This window comes from Pontibacterium sp. (assembly GCF_041587635.1).
Lineage (GTDB): Bacteria > Pseudomonadota > Gammaproteobacteria > Pseudomonadales > Balneatricaceae > Pontibacterium.
In genome coordinates, this window is the sequence record NZ_JBFGYC010000629.1 from 1 (window position 1) to 2,193 (window position 2,193).

The 2,193-nt window shown below is 49.4% G+C and carries 4 protein-coding genes; 2 read left to right on the forward strand and 2 right to left on the reverse strand.

The window, feature by feature from the left end; translation table 11 throughout:
- Positions 1-716: DUF2063 domain-containing protein (locus ABYW01_RS19995; RefSeq protein ID WP_372836184.1), on the forward strand; the 716-nt coding region annotated here is incomplete at its 5' end.
- A gap of 56 nt (positions 717-772) precedes the next feature.
- Positions 773-1,393 carry a DoxX family protein gene (locus ABYW01_RS20000; protein WP_372836186.1) on the forward strand — a complete coding sequence of 207 codons (621 nt, stop codon included), beginning with the start codon at positions 773-775 and terminating at the stop codon, positions 1,391-1,393.
- A 96-nt stretch (positions 1,394-1,489) separates the two neighbouring features.
- Here the strand turns inward: ABYW01_RS20000 and ABYW01_RS20005 are convergent, their stop codons facing one another.
- A complete protein-coding gene (locus ABYW01_RS20005) occupies positions 1,490-1,858 on the reverse strand; it encodes a hypothetical protein (protein WP_372836187.1) in 369 nt (122 codons plus the stop codon).
- Between the two features lie 98 nt (positions 1,859-1,956).
- On the reverse strand, positions 1,957-2,193 hold a 237-nt coding region (locus tag ABYW01_RS20010), incomplete at its 5' end, for a GGDEF domain-containing protein (RefSeq protein WP_372836189.1).

A 2,193-nucleotide genomic window follows, 5' to 3' on the forward strand; every position in this document is an offset into this window, starting at 1 on the left:
ATATCCGCAACCCGGACACTCACGATGCACCAGAAGGTATCGAAGAGCGCCGGATGCAGATCTACCGTGAATTGTTTTATAACAATGTGGAAGGTTTTCTGGCAGGAAACTTCCCGGTCATGAAGACAATTTCCAGTGCCGAATACTGGCATCGTACAGTGCGAAATTTCTTCGACCTGCATCGCTGCCATACCCCGTATTTCCTGGAAATCGGGCAAGAATTTATTGAATACGTCAATGGCGATCGTGTGCCGGATGATGCGGATCAGCCCTTTATGAAAGAGCTGCTCCATTACGAATGGGTTGAGCTGGCGCTTGATAGTTCGGAGGTGGATCTGCCTGTTGAAGGGGTAGATCCCAATGGGGATCTATTGGCAGGCCATCCTGTGCAATCTCCTCTGGCATGGTCTCTTGCATATCAGTACCCCGTGCACTGCATATGTGAAGAATACGTGCCGCAGGAACCCGGTGCCCAGCCAGCCTACCTGATTGCCTATCGCAATCGTGAGGATGCGGTGCAATTTATTGAGACCAATCCGGTCACGGCCCGCCTGCTTTATCTGTTGTCGGAGTCTGAAGAGATGACGGGTCACGAAGCGTTGCAGCAAATAGCGGTTGAGCTGCAACATCCGTCACCGGAACAGGTGGTGGCGGGAGGTTTACAAACCCTGGAGCAACTAAGGGCGAGTGGTGTCATCCTCGGAACCTTAGCGTAATAGAAAGTGTGTGATCAAACGCGTGAATAAGAGTGAAGGATTGAAGGAGCTAATACATGGCTAACGCACTGATAAATACCTATAACAAAGTGCATGATGTGCTGGACTACACCCGTCAGATGGACGGACTGGCGCCCCTGTTACTGCGTTTATATCTGGCTCCTGTTCTGATGCAGGCGGGTTATAACAAGTTATCGCATTTTGACGATACCGTTGCCTGGTTTGGTAATGCGGAATGGGGTCTTGGTTTACCGATGCCTGAAGTGATGGCTGCGATGGCGGCAGGGACTGAGTTCTTTGGTGGTCTGGCATTGATTATTGGTTTTGCGACCCGCTGGATCTCTATCCCTCTGATGATCACTATGCTGGTGGCAGCATTCTCTGTTCACTGGGAAAACGGTTGGTTGGCAATTGCCGATGCAAGCAGCTGGTTAGCCAATGATCGTGTTATGGAATCCGTAGATCGGTTGAATGCGGCAAAAGAGATCCTGCGTGAGAACGGCAACTATAACTGGCTGACAGGTCGTGGATCAGTGGTGATACTGAATAACGGTATTGAGTTTGCTATCACTTACTTCATCATGTTGCTGAGTTTGTTCTTTGTGGGTGGTGGTCGTTACTTCAGCGTTGATTACTGGCTGGCGAAGAAATTCCGTCCACAGGCTGTTGAATCTTAACCACAGCGGTTGATGTGACAAGCAAAAACTAAAGACAAAAAAGGGTGCCCATCGGCACCCTTTTTTAGTATCTGGGGGTAGAGCTGTGAGTACGTGTTACAGGCTTTTTTCCAGATCTTGCAGTTGTTGTCGCAGGACTTCGGATTGCACATCATCTTTTTTGAGCGCTTCCACCATATCCTCGATAACCGGGGCACAGCTATGGCTTGCACCCATTAACTCCTGCCAGAGCTTTTCGAGATCGGTACCCGGATCATCACGCAGACTCTTTTCATCCTGTAGGCACTGCAGGTAGTTGTTCAGATAGGTACCACTGACCGCACCTTTTTCTAACAGTTGTTGTGACAGTTCACTAATCCAACGCTCAGTTTCTGCAATATCTGGATTCTTGTCTGCCCACGCGATTGGCGAGAGTAGGGCTGTTAACAACGAAGTACTGAGCAAAGATGTGATCGGATGTCTCACAGTGAATGACCTGTGTGGTGGCTATAAGGTGAAGGCTATACCGAATGGGCTGAACCTGTCATGAATTATCTGATAGTTCAGCCCATGGAGAGAACGCCTTACGCGTGTGCGTAACCACCTTTGTTGTGAGCTTTGGCTTTGTAAAGAGCTTTATCCGCGTGTTCGATAAGGGATTCCAGGGTGTCTTCAGGCGTAAGCTGACGAATCCCGATGGAGCAACCGATACGTTCGTTATGTTGTTGTAGACGGTTACGGATTCTTCGTGCTGTTTGGGTCGCACCCGCAAGCTGGCAATGCGGTAAAAATACCAAAAATTCATCCCCTCCCCATCGGCC

What these genes read in the sequence shown, in the direction of transcription:
- ABYW01_RS20000 (WP_372836186.1), top strand. Translation starts at nt 773, where the DNA reads ATGGCTAACGCACTGATAAATACCTATAACAAAGTGCATGATGTGCTG.